Raw genomic sequence first — 16,350 nt, forward strand, 5'->3', positions numbered from 1 at the left:
GCCTTATCGAGGCAGGGCATTGGCGGGGGTGTGAGTGAAGTGTTCGATGCCGTCGATGAGGTCGCGGGCATCGTCGGCGTGGCCGGCGCGGGTGATGGCCTGGTGGACGCGTCGGACGGAGTGCACGATGCCGTTGATGCGCTGGTCGGCGGGGAGATCAAGCACGGGATTGAGGGCGTCTTCGGCGGCGTCGAGTTCGCCGCTGACTACGCGGGCGATGGCGAGGTTGGTGTGTGAGCCGGCCTGGTCGCCGAAGGCCCATGCGGGGTCGTAGCGGTCGGAGTATGCCTGGACGGCTTGCAGGGCGTAGCGCTCGGTGGTGGCGGCTTCGTCGGGGAGCCAGGCGAGAGCGTCGCTGGCGTAGTAGAGGGTGCGGGGCTGGTTGAAGGTGCAGATGCCGCCCATCTCGTCCATCTCGTCGGGGCGTACCCGGGACCAGGCGTCTTCGGCCTCGTGGATGGCGGCTTTGGCGTGTTCGGCGTTGCCGAGGGCGGCGTAGGCGCGGGCGGCGCTGGCGGGTAGCCAGACGGCGGAGGTGCCGCCGGCTTGGGTGGCGTACTCGCGTCCGGCTTCGGCGTAGCGCACGGCTTCGGCGTACCGGCCGGCCCAGTAGGCGACCAGTGATTGAAGGCCACGGAGCCAGGCTTGCAGGCCGGGGTGGGCGGCCTGGTCGGCGCAGAGGACGGCGGTACGGGCTTGCAGCATCGCGGAGTGCGGGTCGGCCATGTCGTGGGAGACCTTGGCGAGTAGACCGCTGGTGATGCCGGCGAGGAAGTGCAGGTCCCGCGACTGGGCCGGCTGTTGGCGCCGTTCGAGCAGGGTGAACAGGGTGTCCTGGGTCTCGACCAGGTCCGGCAGGATCTGGCTGACCGGGCGTTGCGGGTAGGCCAGGGCGAGGCGCTGCACGTCTTCGGTGAGCTGGGTGATGGCTGCCGGTGAGGTGGATTCGGCGGCGAGCATGGCGTATTGGCGTGCGCGTTGTGCGGCCATGGTGAGGAGGTTCCTTTCCGGGCCGGCGCCGAAAGGCTCGACAATGAGCTGTCGGCCCGGCGCAGGGGTCAACTGGTGAGGTGCCCAGGGACGCTGCAACTCATCGATGGTCTTGCCGAACATGGCCTGCAACGCGCGCCGGGTGGCGGGAGTCGATGAGGCCAGATCCCGTTCACCGCGTGCAAGACGCCCGAGGTGCCGAGCGCTGATCGCCGCGCGAGGGTCCATGCGGCTGAACTCGTCGGCAAGCTCCTCATACGTGCGGTCGCTCTGCTGGATCAGATGCTCCAGCACGGTGCGAGGTACGCGGCGGTCTCGGGCCATCGTCGATGCCTTCCTGATGGGCTATCTCCACGCTCGCCTGTCGGAGGTCCTGAACTCAACGCAGGTCCTCATGGTGTCCGCTCGATGTCCACCAGAGGTGCTGATTCGGTCCTCGATCGGTCTCCGTCACCGGGTGTTCTATCTCCACCATGGACGTCTCACCCACCGCAATTGTGCATGTACAGGCCGCGCAGGTGCACGGGCCGACAGGGCACCGGGTCGCTCGTGCCGGTACCGAGTCCGCTGCGGTCGCGGCGGGGAGCGGCGTTCGGGTCCTCCGGTGCGTGGACGGGGGCCGCTCGCGCCGGGGACCGTGCCATGCCTCGTCGTTGCTCGTGGCCTGTTCGGGCTGTGAGGGGCGGGGCTGGAAGATGGCCAGTCCTCGGCGGTCTCTTCGTGCGCCGAGTGATCCGAGCCGGCTTCAACGACGGGGCTGCCCGGACTGCGCAGGTACTGGTAGGCAGACGCGATCGGCGGCGATTGTCGTAGCGGCTGCGTCCTGAGCAGGGCACCGGAGCAGGTGCAGGCAGGCGGCGGTGTCGGTCGTGGCCAGAGCCCGCCTGCTTCGGTGCCCATCCACAGTGTGCGTGAGGGCGGGCGTTGATGGACCCAAAGCCGGGCGACGTGCTGCACGTCGGTGTTGATGCGTCGGTGCAGTTCGGCGGCAGCCGGTCGCTGATCTTCCGGGTTATCAAGGTCCATGACTGGACGACGTACGACGGCTGGGTGTGGCTGCTCGGCTACGCGCTTGACCGGGCCGGCAACGCCATGGACCGGCGAGAGATCTTCGTGCAGCGCGCCGGTTTGAAGCTGATCTCCCCGGATGCCGCTCCCGTCAACCGACGCACACCACCCACCCGGCCAGGCCGTGCCGGCCGGAGCGGGGCGAGTCGAAAGGCACCTACGGCGGTCTCAACTCCAAGGAGGTTGCGGTGACCATGCATTCGGTTGGCGTCTTCCGGGCTGCTTCGCGTTTGGCCCGGCTCTGTCCGGAACAGGTGAAGCAGATTCGGTTCCGTCGTACCAGGTTCGGACGCCGGGGCCTGGCAGAGGAGCAGGTGTACGGCTTCCTGCGGGCCGTCGTCGACGAGCTGACCGCCCGCGATGGCGTGGAAGCGGGCCTACGTGCGGAGAACGCACGCTTGAAGAGTGCGCTGCGGGACTGGCAGAGCGGCTTCGCGCCGAAGCCGGGTTCGATGACCAACGCCGGACGTTGGACAGAATCTGAGCAGCGCAGATAGCCTGTTGACAAGCTGAGTTGTCGTCTGGGGTGAGCCGGTGCCGATCGAAGTTGCGCCGCCGAAGTACGTCGTGATCGTCAACGCGATGCAGCAACGCATTGAGGACGGCACGTACCCGCCCGGCTCGATGCTGCCCAGTGAGACCGATCTGGTGCGGGAGTTCCGCGCGTCGAGGCCGGTCGTCGTCAGGGCGCTGGACCTGCTGCGTCAGGACGGCTGGATCGAAAGTCGACAAGGCAAGGGGCGCTTCTCCCTCGGCCGGCCCGGCGGGGCCGACCAGCGGCAGCGCGAACGCCGCTTCGCAGTCCTGGAGGACGACGAACGAGCCGGCTCCACTTTGCTCGCTGCCGGCGAGGTGCCCGCCCCCTCCAGGGCGGCGGTAGCGCTCGGGATCGAGCCCGGAACGCCAGTCGTCGCGCGACGCCGGGTGATCACCGTTGACGGGCTCGGGCCGGTGGAACTCGGCACCGCCTTCCTTCCTGCCGACCTGGCCGACGGCACAGGCGTCGGCGGCAGCGACGTGCTCCCGGAAGGGCTGCTCCGGCATGTCGCGTCGCGTAAACGGGTGCGCTTCGACCACGTCAGCGAACGGATCTCAGCGCGCCTCCCTGACGCCGAGGAAGCCAAGCTCTTGCAGGTCAGCGAAAGCGATCCGGTCCTGACGGTGCTGCTGTCCGTCTGCGACCGCTCCGGCAAGCCGCTGTTGGCCGTGGATCTGCTGCTGCCGGCCCGTCGGCACGATCTCGAAGACGTCTATCCGCTCGACTGACACCGCTCGATACATCACTTGACAAGTCGAGTTGACCGCACCTACTTTTGACGCAACTTAACAAGTCAACTGGTTGAGTTGGCTTCATGGCTCTGGAGGTCGTGCGTTGGTTCCGATGACGTTGAAGGTGCCGGTCCCGTCCGAGTACGTCTTCCCCGCTGGGGCGCTGTGCCTGGGTGTGTCGCCGCAGATCGACTTTGAGCGTCGTGGTGAGGCGGATAACCAGGCGCGGGACAAGGAGTCCGGGGAGCGGGTGTGGGTGGTGCGGGTGATGGACCTGGACCCGGAAGCCGGGAAGTTCGGCCGCTCGACTGAGGTGAAGGTGAAGGTGGTGGCCGCGCAGCAGCCGGTACCGCCACCGTCCACCGTGCCGGGTTATCCGCCGGCGGTGGAGTTCGAGGGCCTGACGTTGACGCCGTATGTGGATTCGCAGCGGTGCAAGCCGGGCCGCGCCTCGGGTGACTGTCGGTCGCGGATGGCGTATTCGCTGCGGGCGACGGCGTTGCGGCCGGCGTCGTCGGCGCCGAGTTCGGCGGCGGCCTGACCATTCCTGTTTTGCGCGCGGGGCGGGTCGTTTCCCCGCCAAGAGTCCCGGCCCGTCCCGCGCTCTCCCATCCCTCGTCAGATGAAGGAGGGCGTGATGCCCACCGTAGTTCACCCTGCCCTGATCGCGGCCGTGCCCCTGCTGGTCGGGGCCCTACTCCTGATGGTCCGTACTCGCGTGGCCGACCTGCGGCATGCGCTGCGGGAGGTGGAAGCCGTCGTCCGGTCGGTGCTGCGGCTGCCGCCGGCTTCCGGCGTGGTCTACGCGATTCGTTGCCCGCGTTGCCGCCGGTGGGTAAAGCCGCGCCGGTTCGACCTGCGGCGCATGTCCTGCCGTCCCTGCATCACCACCCTCGGCCGTGGCCGGGGCCGTCGCGGGGGTGGCGTATGCCTCTGATCAACATCATTCCAGGGGACAAGATCCCCGTTGCGCCGATGAATGTGCGTCTTCCGGCGTGGCGGGTGCCGGGCTGGCTGCTGGTGTTCTGGTGGCTGGCCCGGGGCCTGTTCCGCCTGACCGTCCTGGCTGTTCGTTACTGGTGGCTCACCACTCCGGCCGCGCTCGCGCTGTGGGTGCGGGCGGAGTTCGGTGGTCTGGTTCTGGCGGGCGTCGTCACCACCGTGGCGGCCGGCTGCTTGGGGTGGTGGCGGTGGCATCCCGTGTCGTGGCTGCGGTTCGGCTGGTACCCGCTCGTTGCTCGGATCCGTGCGCTCGTGGTGTATCGGCCCCGGTGGGCGTCGGTCATGGCTACCTGCGGCCTGGCGACCGTGTTCGGCGGTGACCGCTACGTGCCCCGGCTACTCAAGGTGCGCTGTGACCGGTGGGGCGACGAACTGACCGTGCGCATGCTTCCCGGCCAGATCCCTGACGACTGGGGTCAGGCGGCGGAGCGTCTCGCCTATGCCTTTCGGCAGCACACCGGGCAAGCCCGTTCCACCGGCCGTCCCGACCGGGTGGTGGTCCGGTTCATGCGCCGCGACCCGCTTGCCGGTGTCGTGGCGCCGCTGCCGGTGGCGGACACGCCGGACTTGGGCGGGCTGCCGCTCGGTGTGCGGGAGGACGGTGAGCCGTATCGGCTGCGGCTGGCCGGGTCGCATGTGCTGATCGCGGGGGCGACTGGTGCGGGCAAGGGCTCGGTGTTGTGGTCGCTCATCCGCTCCCTGGCCGGCGGTGTCCGGTCGGGCCTGGTGGAGGTGTGGGCGTTCGACCCGAAAGGCGGCATGGAACTGGCGGCGGGGGTGCCGCTGTTCGCCCGGTTCGCCTACGACGACCCCGACGGCATGGCCGGCGTCCTCGACGAAGCCGTGAAACGCATGCGGCTACGCGCCTCCCGGCTGCGCGGTGTCACTCGCCAGCATGTGCCGACGGTGGAGGAACCGTTGCTGGTTCTGGTCATCGATGAGCTGGCGGCGTTGACCGCGTACATCACGGATCGGAAGGTCCGGGACCGGATCAAGGAATCCCTCGGTCTGCTCCTCAGTCAGGGCCGGGCGGTCGGGGTGCACGTCGTCGCGGCGTTGCAGGACCCGCGCAAGGACGTGCTGCCGTTCCGGGACCTGTTCCCGACCCGCATCGGCCTGCGGCTGACCGAGCCGGAGCAGGTGGACATGGTCCTCGGCGACGCCGCCCGCGACCGAGGCGCCCTCTGCGACCGCATCCCCGAAACACAGCCGGGTGTGGGGTTCGTGGTCCTCGACGGTGTGCGTGAACCCGTTCGGGTGCGGTTCGCCTACCTCACCGACGACGACATCCGCTCCCTCGGCTGCACCTACCGCCACCTCGACCACACCCCCGACAGCACCGACGAGCGGAAGGCGGCGGCGTGAAGACCGACTCGCAACGGGTGGAGGGCGTGGTCCTGGTCCTCATCGTCCTCGTCGTCGGCGGACTCGCCGGAGCAGCGTCGTTCACCCATGTGCATGACTGGACGATGGCGAACTCTCCCGCCGGTACGGGGGACTGGTTCGGCTGGGCCAACGCCGCCATCTCCGAACTGCTGCCCCTGGCGGCGCTGCTGACCATCCGGCAACGTCGCCGCACCGGCGGGCCGATCGGGTACCCGATGTTTCTGCTCGTCTGCGCCGTCTCGCTGTCGCTGGCCGCGCAACTCGCGGTGGCCAAGCCTGGCCTGTCCGGCTGGCTGCTGTCCGCCGTCCCGGCGCTGGCGTTCCTCGGCCTGTCCAAACTCGTCTTCTCCACCGCACCCGTCCCGGCACCTGTCGCCAAGCCGAGCGACGACCGACGCGCTGACGTGCCGACCGGAAGCGACTCGATGCCGGTGCCCTCCTACGACGACCGGACGGCCGGGAACGACGCGCTACGGGTCCGGGTCAACGACGACCAGGCGGCGACCGTCGTCCGAGATGTCGATGGCGAGCAGTCTCGCCCGGCGGTCCTGCGGCCGGTGCCGTCGATCGACCGGCGTCCCGGGCTGGTGCCCGTCCCTGCCGCAGCATTCACCCCACGCAACGGCACCCCCGCCGTGTCGGAGGGCGACCGGTGAGCCAACTCGAACTCATCCCCACCACAACCCCGGCCACCAACGCGGAGGCCGTTGAGCGGCCTCGGCCGGGGTCGCGGGCAGACCGACTGCGCAAGCCGCTCGCGAAGGAAGCGCTCAAGCAGCTCGCCGAACAGAACGGCGTCTGCGTCCGCCCCCTCGCCCTGCGCCGAACCGACATCGCCACCGGCGTGACCGAGGTCGTGGAGGTGCCCTGCGGCGCCACCCTCGCCGTCAAGTGCACGCCGTGTGCGGAGCGGGGTAGGCGGCTGCGTATCCAGCAGATTAGGGAAGGCTGGCACCTCGCCGACGAACCCGCCGTACGCCCCGACGAGCCAGGGGAAGACGTCCTCGCGCTGGTGCGGGTGCGGGCGCATCTGGAGTTCGAGCGGGAAGCGGTGCAGTACCAGCCGATGACCCCAGACGAACGGGTCGCGCACCTGGCCGAGATTGACGCCGCTATCGCGGAACTGGATGAGGCGCTTGGTGAGACGAGCCTGCGCGGGCACCTCACCCCGAAAGATCGCGACGAACGACCTCGGCGGAAGCGGTCAACCCGGCGGCGGCAGGACTCACCGGACCTGCCCCGGCTGCCCGTCGACCCGCGCACGGTCGGCCGGGCCTACTCCGGCAGAACCGGCAAGACCCACCGGCCCTCCATGCTAATTACGCTCACCCTCGGCTCCCACGGGCCGGTGCACACCCACCTCCGACGCGGCCCCTACATCGCCCCATGCGAGTGCGGCCAACGACACGGACCGCATGATGACGTCCTCGGCACGCCCGTCGACCCGACCACCTACGACTACCGCCGGGCCGCCCTCGACGCGATCCACTTCGCCCGGGTCCTCGACCGGTGGTGGCAGAACGTCCGCCGGGCCGCCGGCTGGAACGTCCAATACGCCGGAGCCGTCGAGCTGCAACGCCGACTCGCCCCACACGCACACTTCGCCATCCGAGGCACCCTCCCGCGTCGCCTGCTCAAGCAGATCGCCGCCGCCACCTACCACCAGGTGTGGTGGCCACCCTTCAACGAACCCATCTACCGCGTGGACAAGCCGCCGTTCTGGGACGTCGACCAACAGGCATACGTCGACCCGAAGACCCGCGAGCCGCTGCCCACCTGGGGTGAGGCGCTTGACGCCCTGGAGGAACCCGACGCTCGGCCCGCCTACGTGGCCCGCCTCGGCCGTATCGACGCCCGGGGTATCGAGCAGGGCACGAAGGATGCGGAGCGGTCCATCCGGTACGTGACCAAGTACGTCACGAAGGATCTGACCGACCAGGCCAAGCCGCGCACCGACGTGCAGAAGGCGCACTTCGACCGGCTGCACGCGGAACTGTCCGTGCTGCCCTGCTCGCCGACGTGTGCCAACTGGCTGCTGTACGGAGTTCAACCGGACGGCGTCAAGGCGGGCTTGACCCCCGGGCGGTGCACCGGGAAGGTCCACCAACGCTCCACCCTCGGCTTCACCGGCCGCCGCGTCCTCGTCTCCCGACAGTGGTCCGGCAAGACCCTCGCCGACCACCGCGCCGACAACCGGGCCTGGGTCCGGGCCATCCTGGCCGGCGGCACGGCCGACACCGAAGAACACGACCAGGCGGCCGACGAGGCAGACGGGCCGAACCGCTACCGGTTCGAACTCGCCCGGCCCGAAGACCCGGACGTGCCGCCCCTGGAGCACCGCCTCCTGCGCGCCATCTCGGCTCGCATCCGATGGCGGGCGGACCTCGACATCGCCCGGCAACGAACAGCCGGAGCCGTTTCGGCAACCGATCGACCTGCCGCGCTCGCGGCCTGAACCAGGGGAGGGACAACCGCATGGATGACGAGCTGTTGACCGCCGATGAGGTCGCCGCTCGCTTGAAGGCAACGCCGCGATTCGTGCGCCGGCTGGTGGCTGAGCGGCGGATCGCGTTCGTGAAGGTCGGGCGGCTGGTGCGTTTCGAGGCGTCCGCCGTGGCCGCGTACATCGAGACACACCGGGTGGTGCCGATCTCCCGGGCGCAGTTGCGTGACTACCTGGGGGAGGTGGCCTGATGACGGGCAGCAAGGGCCGGCGGCGTTTCGGCAACGTGCGGCGGCTGCCGTCCGGGCGGTTCCAGGCGCGGTATGTCGGGCCGGACGGGTTGGAGCGGAAGGCGCCGCACACCTTCGAGACGGAGCGGCAGGCGGGCAAGTGGTTGACCGTCGTGGAGTCGGAGATCATCAAGGGGGAGTGGTCGGCTCCGGAGGCGGGCGAGATCAAGCTTGAGCCGTACGGCCGGAAGTGGATCGCCGAACGGAAGCTCCAGCCGCGTAGCCGCGAGAACTACGAAGACCTGTTCCGGCTGCACATCTGTCCGCACCTCGGCGGGCTCGCTCTGGGTGCGATCAAGCCGCAGACCATCCGCACCTGGCGGCGCACGCTGCTCGACGGCGGCACCAGCGAGCCGCAGGCGGTCAAGGCGTACTCGCTGCTGCGGGCGATCCTCAACACCGCCGTCAAAGAGGACGAGCTGATCCGGCAGAACCCGTGCCGCATCCCGGGCTATGACCGCTATCACACGCCGGAACGGCCGGTGGCGACCGTGGTCCAGGTGCTCGCGCTCGCCGAACGGATGCCGGCCCGGTTCTCCGCGTTGGTGATCGTCGCCGCGTACTCCGGTCTGCGCTGGGGTGAGCTGGCGGCGCTGCGGCGCGGGGACGTGGACCTGACGGCGGGCACGGTGCGGGTGCCGCGCAAGCTGGCGGCGTTGCGTAACCGGATGGAGTTCGGGCCGCCGAAGTCGGAGGCGGGCAATCGGGTGGTGACGCTGCCGGCGGCGGCACGGCTCGTGCTGGCCGATCACCTGGATGAGTTCGTGGGGGAGGGGCCGGAAGCGCTGGTCTTCACCGGGGACAAGGGGGCGGTGCTGCGTTCCGGCAACTTCCGGCGGGCAGCCGGCTGGGCGGCGGCGCTGCGGGCGGCTGGCATGCCAGAGGGATTCCACTTCCACGACCTGCGGCACACGGGCAACAACCTGGCGGCGGCGACCGGGGCCAGCACGCGGGACCTGATGCATCGGATGGGTCATGCCAGCATGCGCGCGGCGCTGATCTACCAGCACGCCAACAGCGAGCGTGACCGGGAGATCGCCGACGCCATGGACCGTCGCATCACCAAGCAGGCCAAGCGCGCAGCGGGCAAGCCCAAGCCCAAGCCCAAGCCCAAGGACAAGCAGAAGCCGGCCAAGGGCAGGAAGGCCACGCGGAAGGCACGCGAAGCGACCTCGGGCGGCACGGGCGGTGCTACTGGCACGCCAATGGCACGCAAGATCAAAGAAGGCTAGAACGAGAACGGCCCAGGTTGGGCGATCACGCCGCTGACCTGGGCCGGTGGTGCTGGAGCGGGCGACGAGAATCGAACTCGCACCGTCAGTTTGGAAGACTGAAGCTCTGCCATTGAGCTACGCCCGCGTACGCCCCGACGGATCAGGGCGCGCCGACAGCGTACCCAATGCGCGTCTGCCCCGCGCGGCCGTATCCGGCGCGGCGTCCGCGCGGCCGTCAGGCGCGGCGGTGCGGATGGCCGGCGATGGGCGATCCCGGCCTTTATTTCCTGTTTACCCCGTTCGGCGCGTTGGGTGACGCCCCGGCATCCCTTTGTCGGACCGACGGCATAGACTGCACGTCGCCACGGGGTGTGGCGCAGCTTGGTAGCGCACTCGCTTTGGGAGCGAGGGGCCGTGGGTTCAAATCCCGCCACCCCGACTGCCGCTCGCGGCCGGGTCGTCCCGGGCGCCGGTCACCGTTCCGGGTCCTGCCGTTCGTGCGGTTCCCGGGCGCTGCCGGCCCGCCGTGCCGGCTCGCCTACACTCTATGGGCTGTAAGAGCGCCCCAGAGACAACCGAGATCCGTCAAGGAGTACGCCTGTGAAGAGCACCGTCGAGACTCTGAGCCCGACGCGCGTGCGGCTCGCCATCGAGGTGCCGTTCGTCGAGCTCGAGCCGAGCCTCAAGAAGGCGTACCGGGAGATCGGTCAGCAGATCCAGATTCCCGGCTTCCGCCGGGGCAAGGTCCCGTCCGCGATCATCGACCAGCGGGTGGGCCGGGGCACCGTGCTCAACGAGGCGGTGCAGGAGGCGATCCCGCAGAACATCCTGAGCGCGGTTCGCGAGCACGACCTGAAGACCCTGGGTCGTCCCGAGGTGGAGATCACCGAGTTCAACGACGGTGACTCGCTCAACTTCACCGCCGAGGTCGACGTCCGGCCGGAGATCACCCTGCCCGACCTGGCCAGCATCGAGGTCACCGTCGACGAGCTCAAGATCGACGACAGCGAGATCGATGAGCAGGTGAAGAGCCTGCGCGAGCGCTTCGCCACCCTCAAGACCGTGGAGCGGCCGGCCGCCGAGGGCGACTACGTGCAGATCGACCTGCGGGCGACCGTCGACGGCGAGGAGGTGCCGGGCGGCTCGGCCAGCAACATCTCCCACGAGGTGGGCAGCAAGCAGCTCCTGCCGGGCCTGGACGAGGCCGTGGTCGGCCTCTCCGCCGGCGAGGACACCACCTTCACCACCCAGCTCGTCGGTGGTGACTTCGCCGGTCGGGACGCCGACGTGGCGGTGACCGTGCGGACGGTCAAGGAGAAGGAGCTGCCCGAGCTGGACGACGACTTCGCCCAGCTCGCCAGCGAGTTCGACACCATCGGTGAGCTGCGTGACGACCTGCGTGAGCGGGTCACCCGGGGCAAGCGGGTCGAGCAGATCTACGCCGCCCGGGACAAGGCCCTGGAGCAGCTCGTCGAGGTCGCCGACGTGCCGGCACCGGAGGGTGTCATCCGCGACGAGGTGGAGAGCCGCAAGCAGGCGATGGTCGACCAGCTTGAGCGCATCGGCGCGTCGCTGGAGGACTACCTCTCCGCCGAGGAGAAGACCGAGGAGCAGATCGACACCGAGCTGACCGAGGCCGCCACCCAGGGCGTCAAGGTCCAGCTGCTGCTCGACACCCTCGCCGACGCCGAGGACACCCAGGTCTCCGACGACGAGTTCGGTCACGAGATCGTGCACCGCGCCCAGCGCGCCGGCATGGCCCCCCAGCAGTACTACGACCAGCTGGTCCGCTCCGGCACCGCCGGTGCGGTCTACGGCGACGTGCGGCGGGGCAAGGCGCTCGCCTCGGTCATGGAGCGCGTCAAGATCAAGGACTCGGCCGGCAACGAGGTGAGCCTCGACGCTCTCCGTGAGGCGAGCGAGCAGGAGCACGCGCACGAGCACTGATCGCGGGGGTGGGCCACCGTCCGCCGGTAGCGGTGGGTGGTGGCCCGATTCCTTTACCGGGTACGCCTTGCGGGGGTCCTGCGCTGAGAGCGAACAGTGCCCGGACCGGGACTCTGCCGCCCGGTGCAGCGGTTAGTGTCGGACACGACGGTACGGAGAGCGAAGGGCTGCCATGACCGACATGCACATCCCAGCGAAGCCGCTCCGGGCGATCGACGCCCGTGGCGGTGACACCATTGGCAACCTCGACGACTCGGTCTACAACCGGTTGCTCAAGGAGCGGATCGTCTTCCTGGGCAGCGAGGTGACCGACCAGGTCGCCAACCGCATCTGCGCGCAGCTGCTGCTGCTCGCCGCGGAGGACCCGGACCGCGACATCAACCTCTGGATCAACTCGCCCGGTGGCTCGGTCTACTCGGGTATGGCCATCTACGACACCATGCAGTTCATCGACAACGACGTGTCGACCGTGGCGATGGGCATGGCGGCGTCCATGGGCCAGCTGCTGCTCTGCGCGGGCACCAAGGGCAAGCGCTACGCCCTCCCGCACGCCCGGATCATGATGCACCAGCCCTCCGGCGGCATGGGTGGCACCGCGGCCGACATCGCGATCCAGGCCGAGCAGATGCTCTACACCAAGCGGATGTTCCAGGAGCGGGTCGCCTCCCACACCGGCCAGTCCCCGGCGCAGATCGAGGCGGACTCGGACCGCGACCGTTGGTTCACCGCCCAGGAGGCCGTGGACTACGGCTTCATCGACAAGGTGATCACCGGGGCCGCCCAGGTTCCCGAGGGCGCCGGGACCCTGAGCTGATCGAGGAGCAGACGATGACCGACCTGAGCCTGCCGCCACAGTTCGCGGCCGTGCACAACCGCTACGTCCTGCCGTCGTTCGTGGAGCGCACGTCGTACGGGGTCAAGGAGTCCAACCCGTACAACAAGCTCTTCGAGGACCGGATCATCTTCCTCGGCGTCCAGGTGGACGACGCGTCGGCCAACGACGTGATGGCCCAGCTGCTCACCCTGGAGGGGACCGACCCCGACCGGGACATCATCATGTACATCAACTCGCCCGGTGGTTCGTTCACCGCCATGACGGCGATCTACGACACCATGCAGTACGTCCGGCCGGACATCCAGACCGTGTGCCTGGGTCAGGCCGCGTCCGCCGCCGCCGTGCTGCTGGCGGCGGGCACCCCGGGCAAGCGGATGGCGCTGCCGAACTCGCGGATCATCATCCACCAGCCGGCCACCGAGGGCGGCTACGGGCAGGGCTCGGACATCGAGATCCAGGCCCGGGAGATCCTGCGGATGCGGACCCAGCTGGAGGAGATGCTCTCCCGGCACTGCAACCGCGCGGTCGACCTGGTGCGCAAGGACATCGACCGTGACAAGATCATGACGGCCGAGGAGTCCCGCGAGTACGGGCTGGTCGACACGATCCTCACCAGCCGCAAGAAGGGACTGCTGGCCGCCAACTCGGCCGGCTGACCGGTACCACGTCAGAGGTCGGCGGGGTCTGTCGCCCGCCGGCCTCTGACACACCCGTTTTGGGGGTCGGAGAAAGCTCCGACAGCGGGTAACGTCGGGTCCGTACGACTTGGCCGGGTGACCGGCGGGGTAAGAAGACGGGCGGAGCGTAAGCATCCGCAGGTCGTGGCCGGGGCTCCGGCCGATGAGTGCAGGGAGAACGTAGGTGGCACGGATCGGTGACGGTGGCGACCTACTCAAGTGCTCCTTCTGCGGTAAATCGCAGAAGCAGGTCAAGAAGCTCATCGCGGGCCCTGGGGTCTACATCTGCGACGAGTGCATCGATCTCTGTAACGAGATCATCGAAGAGGAGCTGGCCGAGTCCGGCGAGGTGAAGTGGGAAGAGCTTCCCAAGCCGATGGAGATCTGCCAGTTCCTCGACAACTACGTCGTGGGGCAGGAGCAGGCCAAGAAGGCGCTCGCCGTGGCGGTCTACAACCACTACAAGCGCATCCAGGCCGAGGCAGCCGGCGCACCGGGCTCCGGTAACGACGGCGTCGAGCTGGCCAAGTCGAACATCCTGCTGCTCGGCCCGACCGGGTGCGGCAAGACGCACCTGGCCCAGACGCTGGCGCGGATGCTCAACGTCCCGTTCGCCATCGCCGACGCCACCGCCCTCACCGAGGCCGGCTACGTCGGCGAGGACGTGGAGAACATCCTCCTCAAGCTGATCCAGGCCGCCGACTACGACATCAAGCGCGCCGAGACCGGGATCATCTACATCGACGAGGTCGACAAGATCGCCCGGAAGTCGGAGAACCCGTCGATCACCCGGGACGTCTCCGGCGAGGGTGTGCAGCAGGCGCTGCTCAAGATGCTCGAAGGCACGGTCGCCAACGTCCCCCCGCAGGGCGGCCGGAAGCACCCGCACCAGGAGTTCATCCAGATCGACACCACGAACGTGCTGTTCATCTGCGGTGGTGCCTTCGCCGGGCTGGACCAGATCATCGAGGCGCGTACCGGTCACGGCGGCACCGGCTTCGGTGCCCGTCTCCGGGCCGTCTCCGAGCGGTCCACCGACGACATCTTCAGCCAGGTCATGCCGGAGGACATGCTCAAGTTCGGGCTGATCCCCGAGTTCATCGGCCGGCTCCCGGTGATCACCAGCGTGCGCAGCCTGGACCGCAGCGCGCTGGTCCGCATCCTCACCGAGCCCCGTAACGCGCTGGTCCGGCAATACCAGCGCCTCTTCGAGCTGGACGGCGTCGAGCTGGAGTTCGAGCACCCGGCGCTGGAGGCGATCGCCGACCAGGCGATGTTGCGTGGCACCGGCGCCCGTGGCCTGCGGGCGATCATGGAGGAGGTGCTGCTCTCCGTGATGTACGAGGTGCCCAGCAACCCCGACGCCGCCCGGGTGCTCATCAGCCGTGAGGCGGTGCTGGAGAACGTGAACCCGACCATCGTGCCGCGTGAGTTCACCGGCCGGCGGGCGCGGCGCGAGCGCGAGGAGAAGTCGGCCTGAGTCGGCCGGTGCCAGGTTCTCGCGCTGCCGTCGACGGCAGTTCGGTCGTACGCTGGCAGACATGCGCGTCGCTGTCTGCCAGCTGAACTCTCGGGACGACCGGAAGGCGAACCTGGTCGCCGCGGAGGCCCTGATCGACCGCGCGGCCGATGCCGGCGCCGACCTGGTGCTCCTCCCCGAATACGTCGACTATCTCGGCCCGTCGGTGGGGATGCCCGCAGCGGAGCCGGTCGACGGCGAGGTCGGTCGGTTCTTCGCCGACGTCGCCCGCCGACGCGGCGTCTGGTTGATCGCCGGCTCCTTCCACGAGTCCGGCCCGGATCCCGACCACACCTGGAACACCACGCTGGTCTTCGACCGCTCCGGCACGCTCGCCGCCAGCTATCGCAAGATCCACCTGTACGACGTGGAGATCCCCGGTCGGGTCTCGTACCGGGAGTCGGCCACCGTGGCCCCCGGTGACCGACCGGTGGTGGTGGACGTCGAGGGCGTACGCGTCGGCCTGTCGATCTGTTACGACCTGAGGTTCCCCGAGCTGTACCGGCAGCTCGCCTCCGAAGGGGGTGCACACCTGCTGGTGGTGCCGGCGGCGTTCATGATGCACACCGGTCGCGACCACTGGGAGGTGTTGTTGCGCGCTCGCGCGATCGAGAACCAGTGCTTCGTCGCGGCGGCCGGCCAGACCGGCGACCACGAACCAGCCCGCACCTGTTACGGCCGCAGCATGGTGGTCGACCCCTGGGGTTCGGTGCTGTCCCAGGTGCCTGACGGCCCCGGTTTCGCGGTGGCCGATCTCGACCTGGACCGGTTGGCGCGCATCCGCGCCGAGCTGCCGAGTCTGGCCAACCGACGGATGTGACCGTCGCTATCCCTGGAGCAGGACGCCCACCAGCGCGAAGCCGGCGATAGCGGCCGCGGTCACCAGCAGCGCGGTGCTCATCCGCGATGGGCCGCGCCGAACCAGTCGCCCGATCGAGGCCACCACCGCGAACAGCACGAACGCGCCGATGATCAGCTGCCAGAACGGCAGGAGGAGCCCGAGCAGCGCGTCCTCGGCGAGGACCGGACTGGCGGGCCGGGACACGTCATCCATGCCAGACACTCTGGCACGTCGAGACCGGTCACGGTCGTCGCCGACAGGACAGGTTCCACCGCAGGTGGTCGAGGCGCCGACGGGGGAGACCCGGGAGGGCTGGCACTCGCCTCCGCCGCCTCCGCCCGACCCGGCTGGGCCACGAGTGCGGCCATCGATGAATCCTAATTTGCCTTCTCCGGGGCGTCCGCGTAACTTTCTCTCTGCACGAGGGAGGCCGGGGCAAACCGGCCGAGAACGGGCGCCAGGACCGGATCGACACCGTCGAACCGGGACTGAGACCGGGTGGTGCGAAAGGCTCCATGAGACGGAGTTGCGATCGCGAAGCCGACCGGGTAGAGTTTCGAAGCCGGCAGGGAGCCGGGCGGGTCGCCAGGAATGGTGATCGGCCGGTCTTGCCGCTTCCCGCGACAGAAACGACCGCCCGATGGGCGTGCGTCAGCGCGGACCCGAGCAAGCTACGAAGTAAAAGCCTGAATCTTCAGGTTGCGCTACGAGAGCGGCTCAGATAGTTTGGAGCGGTTGCCCCAGACGCGGTCAGGCAAAAGCAGGATCGCAGTTTGGTGTGTGGTTGTTCTTTGAGAACTCAACAGGGTGCTTGATAAGCCAGTGCCAAATTGTTTTATGATGCCCCGTGCCAACTTTCGGGTTGGTGG

At 68.9% G+C, this 16,350-nt stretch carries 17 protein-coding genes, 2 tRNA genes and 1 pseudogene; 17 read left to right on the forward strand and 3 right to left on the reverse strand.

Annotated features, from left to right (window positions below; translation table 11 throughout):
* Nucleotides 1-3: 3 nt before the first annotated feature.
* Nucleotides 4-1,284, reverse strand: a complete 1,281-nt coding sequence (locus ABT008_RS29610) for an NsdA family TPR-like regulatory protein (RefSeq protein WP_350700479.1) — start codon at nucleotides 1,282-1,284, stop codon at nucleotides 4-6.
* A gap of 633 nt (nucleotides 1,285-1,917) precedes the next feature.
* Here ABT008_RS29610 and ABT008_RS29615 point away from each other — a divergent pair.
* The 11 genes and pseudogenes from ABT008_RS29615 to ABT008_RS29660 all read left to right on the forward strand — a co-directional run bounded on the left by ABT008_RS29615 (nucleotide 1,918) and on the right by ABT008_RS29660 (nucleotide 9,680).
* On the forward strand, nucleotides 1,918-2,250 hold the full coding sequence (locus ABT008_RS29615; RefSeq protein ID WP_350700480.1) for a hypothetical protein: 333 nt from the start codon (nucleotides 1,918-1,920) through the stop codon (nucleotides 2,248-2,250).
* 2 nt (nucleotides 2,251-2,252) lie between these two features.
* Nucleotides 2,253-2,555, forward strand: a complete 303-nt coding sequence (locus ABT008_RS29620; RefSeq protein WP_350700510.1) for a DivIVA domain-containing protein — start codon at nucleotides 2,253-2,255, stop codon at nucleotides 2,553-2,555.
* A 37-nt stretch (nucleotides 2,556-2,592) separates the two neighbouring features.
* Entirely contained in the window at nucleotides 2,593-3,324 is a 732-nt protein-coding gene (locus tag ABT008_RS29625; RefSeq protein WP_350700482.1) for a GntR family transcriptional regulator, read from the forward strand.
* A gap of 115 nt (nucleotides 3,325-3,439) precedes the next feature.
* Nucleotides 3,440-3,868: a hypothetical protein gene (locus ABT008_RS29630; protein ID WP_350700484.1), complete on the forward strand. Its 429-nt coding sequence runs from the start codon at nucleotides 3,440-3,442 to the stop codon at nucleotides 3,866-3,868.
* Between the two features lie 81 nt (nucleotides 3,869-3,949).
* Nucleotides 3,950-4,264 carry a hypothetical protein gene (locus ABT008_RS29635; protein WP_350700485.1) on the forward strand — a complete coding sequence of 105 codons (315 nt, stop codon included), beginning with the start codon at nucleotides 3,950-3,952 and terminating at the stop codon, nucleotides 4,262-4,264.
* 38 nt (nucleotides 4,265-4,302) lie between these two features.
* Entirely contained in the window at nucleotides 4,303-5,694 is a 1,392-nt protein-coding gene (locus ABT008_RS29640) for an FtsK/SpoIIIE domain-containing protein (RefSeq protein WP_350700487.1), read from the forward strand.
* Nucleotides 5,691-6,371 carry a DUF2637 domain-containing protein gene (locus ABT008_RS29645; protein ID WP_350700489.1) on the forward strand — a complete coding sequence of 227 codons (681 nt, stop codon included), beginning with the start codon at nucleotides 5,691-5,693 and terminating at the stop codon, nucleotides 6,369-6,371. Before ABT008_RS29640 ends, ABT008_RS29645 begins: the two co-directional genes overlap by 4 nt.
* Nucleotides 6,368-8,170, forward strand: coding sequence for a replication initiator (locus tag ABT008_RS29650; protein ID WP_350700491.1), 1,803 nt, complete (start codon nucleotides 6,368-6,370; stop codon nucleotides 8,168-8,170). Before ABT008_RS29645 ends, ABT008_RS29650 begins: the two co-directional genes overlap by 4 nt.
* A gap of 20 nt (nucleotides 8,171-8,190) precedes the next feature.
* Nucleotides 8,191-8,409, forward strand: a complete 219-nt coding sequence (locus ABT008_RS29655; protein ID WP_350700492.1) for a helix-turn-helix domain-containing protein — start codon at nucleotides 8,191-8,193, stop codon at nucleotides 8,407-8,409.
* A pseudogene (locus tag ABT008_RS30550) lies at nucleotides 8,409-8,768 on the forward strand (tyrosine-type recombinase/integrase); the annotation flags it as partial. The gene ABT008_RS29655 and the pseudogene ABT008_RS30550, both read left to right, overlap by 1 nt.
* Complete coding sequence (locus ABT008_RS29660; RefSeq protein WP_502890523.1) at nucleotides 8,757-9,680, forward strand: tyrosine-type recombinase/integrase; 924 nt, start codon at nucleotides 8,757-8,759, stop codon at nucleotides 9,678-9,680. The pseudogene ABT008_RS30550 and the gene ABT008_RS29660, both read left to right, overlap by 12 nt.
* A 53-nt stretch (nucleotides 9,681-9,733) precedes the next feature.
* Here ABT008_RS29660 and ABT008_RS29665 read toward each other — a convergent pair.
* Nucleotides 9,734-9,807: transfer RNA gene (locus ABT008_RS29665), tRNA-Gly, on the reverse strand.
* Nucleotides 9,808-10,027: 220 nt separating this feature from the next.
* Between ABT008_RS29665 and ABT008_RS29670 the strand changes: the two genes are divergently transcribed.
* The 6 genes from ABT008_RS29670 to ABT008_RS29695 all read left to right on the forward strand — a co-directional run bounded on the left by ABT008_RS29670 (nucleotide 10,028) and on the right by ABT008_RS29695 (nucleotide 15,460).
* Nucleotides 10,028-10,101, forward strand: a tRNA-Pro gene (locus ABT008_RS29670).
* Between the two features lie 161 nt (nucleotides 10,102-10,262).
* Nucleotides 10,263-11,609, forward strand: coding sequence for a trigger factor (gene tig / locus ABT008_RS29675; protein ID WP_350700495.1), 1,347 nt, complete (start codon nucleotides 10,263-10,265; stop codon nucleotides 11,607-11,609).
* Between the two features lie 172 nt (nucleotides 11,610-11,781).
* Nucleotides 11,782-12,423, forward strand: coding sequence for a ClpP family protease (locus tag ABT008_RS29680; protein WP_131052514.1), 642 nt, complete (start codon nucleotides 11,782-11,784; stop codon nucleotides 12,421-12,423).
* 14 nt (nucleotides 12,424-12,437) lie between these two features.
* On the forward strand, nucleotides 12,438-13,100 hold the full coding sequence (locus ABT008_RS29685; protein WP_350700497.1) for an ATP-dependent Clp protease proteolytic subunit: 663 nt from the start codon (nucleotides 12,438-12,440) through the stop codon (nucleotides 13,098-13,100).
* Nucleotides 13,101-13,305: 205 nt separating this feature from the next.
* Entirely contained in the window at nucleotides 13,306-14,601 is a 1,296-nt protein-coding gene (gene clpX, locus ABT008_RS29690; protein ID WP_350700499.1) for an ATP-dependent Clp protease ATP-binding subunit ClpX, read from the forward strand.
* 61 nt (nucleotides 14,602-14,662) lie between these two features.
* Complete coding sequence (locus ABT008_RS29695; protein WP_350700501.1) at nucleotides 14,663-15,460, forward strand: carbon-nitrogen hydrolase family protein; 798 nt, start codon at nucleotides 14,663-14,665, stop codon at nucleotides 15,458-15,460.
* Nucleotides 15,461-15,466: 6 nt separating this feature from the next.
* Here the strand turns inward: ABT008_RS29695 and ABT008_RS29700 are convergent, their stop codons facing one another.
* Nucleotides 15,467-15,694: a hypothetical protein gene (locus ABT008_RS29700; protein ID WP_350700503.1), complete on the reverse strand. Its 228-nt coding sequence runs from the start codon at nucleotides 15,692-15,694 to the stop codon at nucleotides 15,467-15,469.
* Nucleotides 15,695-16,350 lie beyond the last annotated feature (656 nt).

Origin of the sequence: Micromonospora sp. NPDC002389, assembly GCF_040296095.1 — a bacterium.
Classification (GTDB): Bacteria; Actinomycetota; Actinomycetes; order Mycobacteriales; family Micromonosporaceae; genus Micromonospora.